Genomic DNA, 7031 nt, shown 5'->3' with positions numbered 1-7031 from the left:
TAGCCGAAGATCGGCTTGCGGCTGAAGACCGGGAAGATCTCGGAGACGATGCCGAAGAACGGCAGCGCGATGATGTACACCTCGGGGTGCCCGAAGAACCAGAAGAGGTGCTGCCAGAGGATGGCGCCTCCCGCTTCCGGGTCGAAGATGTGCGCCCCGAACCGGCGGTCCGCGCCGAGGGCGAACAGGGCTGCTGCGAGCGGCGGGAAGGCCATCAGGACCAGGATCGAGGTGATCAGCGCGTTCCAGGTGAAGATGGGCATGCGCCACATGGTCATGCCGGGAGCGCGCAGGCAGATGATCGTGGTGATGAAGTTGACCGCGCCCAGGATGGTACCGAACCCGGAGAGTGCGAGACCGAAGACCCACAGGTCCCCACCAACTCCAGGTGAGAACGTCGTGCTGGACAGCGGTGCGTACGCGAACCACCCGAACGAGGCCGCGCCCTGGGGGGTGATGAAGCCGGACACCGCAATGGTGCTGCCGAAGAGGAAGAACCAGAAGGCGAGGGCATTCAGGCGGGGGAAGGCGACGTCGGGTGCGCCGATCTGCAGAGGCATGATGACGTTCGTGAAGCCGGCGAACAGTGGTGTCGCGAACATCAGGAGCATGATTGTGCCGTGCATCGTGAAGAGCTGGTTGTACTGTTCCTTGGTCTGCAGGAGCTGCATTCCTGGCTCGAATAGCTCAGCTCGGATCACGAGGGCCATGACGCCTGCAAGGCAGAAGAAGACGAACGACGCAATCAGGTACATGTACCCGATGGTCTTGTGGTCGGTGGACGTGATCCAGTTGACCACGATGCGTCCCTTGGACCGCGGAACCACACGCGGAGCGGCTATCGTGCCGGCTTCCTCAAGGGTGTATTCGAAGGTGGACATCAGCTGCTGCTCCTGGCTGGGTCGGTGTCGGGATCATCCTCTGGGTAGGAGTCGCGGTCGTACTCGTCGCCGAGTTGACCGTCTTCCAACTGCGCCATCTGCGCATCGAATTCCGCCTGCGAGACCACCTTGACGTTGAAGAGCATTTCCGAGTGGTATTCACCGCACAGCTCGGCGCACTTGCCCGCGAAGGTTCCCTCCTTGGTCGGAGTGAGGTTGATGTAGTTGGTGCGTCCGGGATAGAGATCGCGCTTCTGGAGGAACGCGGGGACGAAGAACGAGTGCTGCACGTCGCGTGCGTTCAGCTGCAGCTCGACCGACCTGTTGACCGGCAGGTACAGCGTCGGCAGGTCCTCGATCTGGCCCTCTTCGCCAGTAAGGTGGGCCTGCACGCCCGTGGAGTACTTGTCCTCGGTCACGTAGTTGAAGTCCCACGACCACTGCTTGCCGCGCACGTCCACGATGACGTCGGGATCCTCCACGCGGGCATCGATCGTCGCGATGTCGCGCTCCGTGAAGTAGAAGAACACGAGCACCATGAACAGCGGGATCGTCAGGTAGAAGATCTCGAGCGGCAGGTTGTAGCTCATCTGCCGGGGGTAGCCCGTGTCGTTCTTGCGGCGGCGATACGCCAACATGCACCAGATGATGAGTCCCCACGTGATGATGCCGACGACCAAAGCCGCTATCCACGAGTTGACCCAGAGATCGGTGATGATCCCGGTGTGGTTGGTATTGTCCCGGTCAGCCGGAAGCCAACCCTTTTGGGCTTCTGCCGAACAGCCGGTCAGTAGGAGGGCGCCGACCAGCGAGATGCTGGAGATCTTCGCGATCCTGGCGCGCTTGCTACCGGTTCGGTCCTGCGAACTCACAGACGGACCTTCCTTTTCTACGTGCGTTGCCACCCGCCGATCATGCCGCCCGGGGTGCACATCCAGTTTTACTACTCACTGTAGAGCTTACCCGGAGAAGCGGCGATCCGGTGACATGCAAAAGGCCCGGAACACACCTGTGAAGTGATGCTCCGGGCCTCTGCCGCGTGTTAGTGGAAGGAGTCTCCGCAGGCGCAGGATCCGCCCGCATTCGGGTTGTCGATGGTGAAACCCTGCTTCGAGATCGTGTCTTCGAAGTCGATGGATGCACCCGACAGGTAGGGCACGCTCATCTTGTCCACGATGACCTCGACGCCGTCGAAGTCGCGGACCGCGTCGCCGTCGAGAACGCGCTCGTCGAAGTACAGCTGGTAGATCAGGCCCGAGCAGCCGCCCGGCTGCACTGCCACGCGCAGGCGGAGGTCGGTACGGCCCTCCTGCTCCAGCAGGCTGCGCACCTTGCCGGCTGCTACGTCGGACAGGTTGACCTCGTGGACGGGAAGCTCCGTGGACTCCTGCAGGGACGCCGTCTCGGTGGTCGATGTGCTCATAGTGTTTCTCCTAGCTCGGACCCCGTGATGGTGTCCGCTCTCAGTGCCGTCCGCGGTATGACGCACACGGCTTTGTCCAATGGTACGCCGCGCCCGTAAGAGTCATAACGGGCGGGAGGGCCGAAACATTTCCACCCTCCCGTCGAACCCGTTCCCTCAGGTATCGGCGAGGCCCTGGTCATCGAGCCGGGCGAGCAGGATCGCCTCCGCCAGGACTGCCTTCCTGAACTCGCCGAGGTGGAGCGACTCATTCGCACTGTGTGCACGCGAATCGGGGTCTTCCACACCGGTGATGAGGATCTGGGCGGAGGGGAACAGCTCGGTGAGATCGGCGATGAAGGGGATCGAGCCCCCCATACCGGCCTCCACGGGCTGCACGCCCCACGCCTCCTCGAGCGCCTCCAGTGCCAGGCGCGACGCCGGCTCGCTCGTGTCGGTCTGGAACGGACTGCCCGTCTCCCCCGGCGTGAAGGTGACCGTGGCGCCGAAGGGAGCATGGGACTCCACATGGCGACGCACCGCCTGCATCGCGCCCTGGGGATCCTCGCCCGGGGCGAGGCGCAGGCTGAACTTGGCCCGCGCGCGCGGGAGGAGCGTATTGGAGGACAGGGCGACGCTCGGGATGTCCATTCCGATGATGGACAGCGCGGGTTTGTGCCACAGCCGGGACGCGATCGACCCCGTTCCCGCGAGCTCGACGCCCTCGAGCACCGACGCGTCCGCTCGATAATCACGCTCGTCATAGTCCACGGTCGCGTGGTCACCTCCCGCGAGTCCTTCGATCGCGACATCGCCGGCGTCGTCGTGCAGGGTCGCGATGAGGCGGGCGAGGAGTGTCGGTGCGTCGAGTACCGGACCGCCGAACATCCCGGAGTGCACGGCGTGATCCAGCACCTGCACCTCGATCGTCCCGTCGACGAGTCCTCGGAGGCTGGTCGTCAGCGCCGGCACGCCGACCTTCCAGTTGCTCGAGTCCGCCACGACGATCACGTCGGCCTCGAGATCCTCCCGGTAGGTCTCGAGGAATCGGCGGAACGTCGGCGAACCTGCTTCCTCCTCACCCTCTATGAACAGGGTCACGCCGACTCCGAAGGCGTCGCCGAGTACCTCCGTGAGGGCTCCGATGGCACCGATGTGCGCCAAGATGCCGGCCTTGTCGTCTGCCGCTCCGCGTCCATAGAGCCTTCCGTTCCGCTCGGTGGCGACGAACGGCTCGGTGTCCCACAGGGCGGGATCGCCCGGTGGCTGGACATCGTGGTGCGCATAGAGGAGGACGGTCGGCTTGCCGTTCTCCGCGCGGCGGCGGGCGACGACTGCGGGGCCGCCGGGAGTACCGTCGTTGTCGACGCGAAGGATCCGGACATCGTCGATTCCTACGCCGCGGACCAGTTCGGCGACGGCCTCGGCGCTCCGGTCCAGGTTGCGGGCATCGAATGCTTCCCAGGCGATTCCCTGGATCGCGACGAGATCAGACAGTTGCTCGACGATGCGTGGGAACGCCGCATCGATGCTCGTGCGCAACTGCTCGCCGACAGGTGACGGTTCGCGCGGATGCTCGGTGGAAGGTGTCGTGGAAGTCATGCCAGAACCCTACACACGCGGGTGCAGGGAGCGCTGGGATCCCGGACACGGCGTGCACGGGATGCAGCGGGACGTCCTGCCGCAGGGAGCCGGTATCCTGAGGGGGTGTTCGGACGAAATAAAAAAGCCCCCTCTGCCCAGGAAGTCGTTGATCGTGCTTCACGTACCCAGGAAGCGCAGCGCGCGCAGGGCAAGGGCGCCCCGACGCCCAAACGCAGCGTGCAGGAGGCCGCGCGCAAGCGTCCACTCGTTCCCAATGACCGGAAGGCCGCGCGCGAGCAAAGCCGCTCGAGCGTGCGTGACGAGCGTGCACGGACGCGCCTGGCGCTGGACACGGATGACGAGCGCTACCTGCCACTTCGTGACAAGGGACCCAACAGGCGCTACATCCGCCAGTTCGTCGATGCCAGGACCAACATCGGCGAATTCCTCATGATCGCCGCCCTGGTGTTCGTGATCCTGAGTTTCTTCCAGTCCCTCGCCGTGCAGAGCGCCGTGCTGATGGCGTTCTGGGTCCTGATCGTCGCCGTCATCGTCGACTGCGTCCTGCTGCGCCGGAAGCTGAAGAAGAAGCTCACCAATAAGTTCGGCGGCCCGAATCAAGGCGATCTCTGGTACGGGATCACGCGTGCGCTGCAACTGCGGCGCCTCCGGCTGCCGAAGCCCCAGGTGCGCCGCGGGCAGTACCCCTCCTGAGCAGTACCGCTCCTGATCGGGGCCGACGCGGCTGACGACGGAAGTAGGACTTCGCCGTAACAACGAGAAGCCGGGCCACGGGCCCGGCTTCTCCTGTTACCGCCACCTCCCCTCAGTGCCCCGCCAGCGCCGCCTCAGTACTTGGGAGCTTCGCGCCCGACCTCAGGCGGCTGAACGGGCCGACGAATACCCGGCCCTGACCAGGCCGCGGTTGATGTGGCGGGCCCAGAACGGCCCTTCGTACAGGAATCCCGTATAGCCCTGCACGAGGGTTGCTCCCGCCTCCAGGCGCTCGAGAACATCCTCCGGTGTCTCGATACCACCCACCGAGACGATCGCCAGGCGGTCGCCGACCGCCGCACGCAGCCGCGTCAGGACTTCGAGGGAGCGCGCTTTCAACGGAGCTCCGCTCAGCCCTCCCACCCCCTTGGACATGACGGTGGCCGGGTCGGTGACGAGGTCCTCCCGCGTGATGGTGGTGTTCGTCGCGACGATGCCGTCGAGCCCGAGGTCGACGGCCAGGGCGCCGACGTCGTCGATGTCCTGGTCCGTGAGGTCCGGCGCGATCTTCACCAGCAGGGGAACGTGCCTGCCGGCAGCGTCATCCGCTGTACGGCGAACCGCCTCGAGGAGCGGGCGGAGTGACTCGACGCTCTGGAGCAGTCGAAGGCCCGGCGTGTTCGGCGAGGACACGTTGACCACCAGGTAGTCCGCTGCGGGGGCCAGTTGCTTCGCGCTGATCAGGTAGTCGGCGACGGCGTCCGAGAGATCGACCTTCTTCGTCTTCCCGATGTTGACGCCGATCACAGGACGCTGACGTGCCGTGTATCGCTGCGCAAGCCGTCGCCGGGCTGAAGCGAGGCGGGGTGCGACGGTGGCGGCGCCGTCGTTGTTGAACCCCATCCGGTTGATGACCGCGCGGTCCTCGATGAGCCGGAACAGGCGGGGCCTCGGGTTGCCGGGCTGGGCCTGGCCGGTGATGGTCCCGATCTCCACGTGCCCGAAGCCAAGGGCTGTCAGGGACAGTACGCCCTTGCCGCCCTTGTCGAACCCGGCGGCGAGGCCGAAGGGCGAGGGGAAGTCCATCCCGAAGGCGCGGGTGGCCAGGCGTGGATCCGGAGCACAGAAACGCCGCAAGCCCCACCCGACTGGAGTCGCGTCGACCGCCCGGATAAGGGCGAACCCGATCCTGTGGGCCTTCTCGGCGTCCATGCCGGAGAAGACGATGCGGAAGAAGGTCGGGTAGATGCGCATACCTTCAGAATTCCATGGGCGCAGGGCCGGAACCAACTCCGGTCCACCGGGCGCCCGACCCCGCGGGTTCCGGATGCCGGGGGCCCTGTCGAGGTAGGGTCGGAACATGGAAGCGCCCTGGTCGGAGGACATCCTCGGTGGGTGCTTCCGAGCACTGACGCTGCCCCTCGAGCCCGACGACGAGGGACTGCGCGTCGCGACCCTCGTGGCCTACGAGCCCGACGACGGACTCGGCAGCCCCGATGAGCCACAGCAGGATGCTCCGCAGCGGGCGGTGCTCTACGTCCATGGCTTCAGCGACTACTTCTTCCATCGCGAACTCGCGCGTGCACTGCACGCGTGCGGCTGGGCGTTCTTCGCCCTCGACCTGCACAAGTACGGCAGGAGCCTGCTGCCGGGTCAGACCCCAGGTTTCGCCGCCTCGCTCGAGGAGTACGACGACGACCTGGAGGTGGCGATCGCGGCCCTGCAGGAACGCCTGGCGGCGCGGTCGGGAGCGCCCGCCGTCGACCTCGTGCTGATGGCACACTCGACCGGAGGACTGACCTGTGCATTGTGGGCGGCACGCCATCCGGGTCGCGTCTCGGCCCTCGTCCTGAACAGCCCGTGGCTGGATACGCAGGGCAGTGCGCTGCTGCGGACCGCAGCGCAGGGCATCCTCGACACCGTATCGCGCCGCCGCCCGAAGACGAGGCTGAGGCTGCCGGAGCTCGGATTCTACTTCCGCAGCATCAGCGACACGCGTGACGGCGAATGGTCCATCGATCCGGCATGGCGGCCGGAAGCCGGCTTCCCCATCAGGGCGGGATGGCTGGCTGCGGTCCTGGCCGGGCATGCCGCCCTCGCACGGGGCGTGTCGATCGACGCACCCGTTCTGGTCCTGTGCTCGGCGGCGTCGACGATCAGTGCCACCTGGAGCAGCAGGATGCTGGAGACCGACAGCGTCCTCGACGTCACACCCATGGTCCGCCGGGCGGCGGAGCTGGGGCCGCATGTCACCATCCGGCGATTCGAGGGCGCGCTGCATGACGTCCTCCTGTCCCGACGCGACGTACGGTACGAGGCCGTCGACGCCGTCACCCGCTGGCTGGAATTCGTCACGGATAGCTCTCCGTGTTCAGGCCTACGCGCTGGAGAAGGCCTGGCGCAGGGCTGACAGTTCGGTGCCGCCGGGCCATGCTGTGGGCGACCCAGGC

At 66.1% G+C, this 7031-nt stretch carries 7 protein-coding genes; 2 read left to right on the top strand and 5 right to left on the bottom strand.

Going from position 1 to position 7031, the window contains the following annotated elements:
* The 4 genes from CXQ96_RS16320 to CXQ96_RS16305 form a co-directional block, all read right to left on the bottom strand.
* Positions 1-881 (bottom strand): cbb3-type cytochrome c oxidase subunit I (locus CXQ96_RS16320; protein ID WP_181036516.1); only part of this gene is annotated, 881 nt, incomplete at its 3' end.
* The gene (coxB, locus tag CXQ96_RS16315) at positions 881-1753 is read right to left on the bottom strand and encodes a cytochrome c oxidase subunit II (RefSeq protein ID WP_104119059.1); all 873 of its coding nucleotides are present in this window, start codon (positions 1751-1753) and stop codon (positions 881-883) included. The genes CXQ96_RS16320 and coxB, both read right to left, overlap by 1 nt.
* Before the next feature lie 170 nt (positions 1754-1923).
* Positions 1924-2304: an iron-sulfur cluster assembly accessory protein gene (locus CXQ96_RS16310; protein ID WP_104119058.1), complete on the bottom strand. Its 381-nt coding sequence runs from the start codon at positions 2302-2304 to the stop codon at positions 1924-1926.
* Positions 2305-2460: 156 nt separating this feature from the next.
* Positions 2461-3885: a dipeptidase gene (locus CXQ96_RS16305; protein WP_104119057.1), complete on the bottom strand. Its 1425-nt coding sequence runs from the start codon at positions 3883-3885 to the stop codon at positions 2461-2463.
* 105 nt (positions 3886-3990) lie between these two features.
* Here CXQ96_RS16305 and CXQ96_RS16300 point away from each other — a divergent pair, with 105 nt between their 5' ends.
* Positions 3991-4581, top strand: coding sequence for a DUF3043 domain-containing protein (locus CXQ96_RS16300; RefSeq protein WP_104119056.1), 591 nt, complete (start codon positions 3991-3993; stop codon positions 4579-4581).
* A gap of 162 nt (positions 4582-4743) precedes the next feature.
* Here CXQ96_RS16300 and CXQ96_RS16295 read toward each other — a convergent pair whose 3' ends face one another.
* On the bottom strand, positions 4744-5835 hold the full coding sequence (locus CXQ96_RS16295) for a quinone-dependent dihydroorotate dehydrogenase (protein WP_104119055.1): 1092 nt from the start codon (positions 5833-5835) through the stop codon (positions 4744-4746).
* Positions 5836-5941: 106 nt separating this feature from the next.
* Between CXQ96_RS16295 and CXQ96_RS16290 the strand changes: the two genes are divergently transcribed.
* Positions 5942-6991 carry an alpha/beta hydrolase gene (locus tag CXQ96_RS16290; RefSeq protein WP_104119054.1) on the top strand — a complete coding sequence of 350 codons (1050 nt, stop codon included), beginning with the start codon at positions 5942-5944 and terminating at the stop codon, positions 6989-6991.
* Positions 6992-7031: the final 40 nt, after the last annotated feature.

The sequence above is a fragment of the Arthrobacter sp. B1805 genome, assembly GCF_002929745.1.
In the GTDB taxonomy this organism is placed as follows: domain Bacteria; phylum Actinomycetota; class Actinomycetes; order Actinomycetales; family Micrococcaceae; genus Arthrobacter_D.
Note: the sequence above shows the minus strand (reverse complement) of the source record. Positions and strands in the feature narration are given on the sequence as shown.

Excerpts from the sequence above, each read along its gene's own strand:
- CXQ96_RS16290 (WP_104119054.1), top strand. The coding sequence starts at position 5,942 with ATGGAAGCGCCCTGGTCGGAGGACATCCTCGGTGGGTGCTTCCGAGCA.
- CXQ96_RS16295 (WP_104119055.1), bottom strand. The coding sequence starts at position 5,835 with ATGCGCATCTACCCGACCTTCTTCCGCATCGTCTTCTCCGGCATGGAC.
- CXQ96_RS16310 (WP_104119058.1), bottom strand. The coding sequence starts at position 2,304 with ATGAGCACATCGACCACCGAGACGGCGTCCCTGCAGGAGTCCACGGAG.
- CXQ96_RS16305 (WP_104119057.1), bottom strand. The coding sequence starts at position 3,885 with ATGACTTCCACGACACCTTCCACCGAGCATCCGCGCGAACCGTCACCT.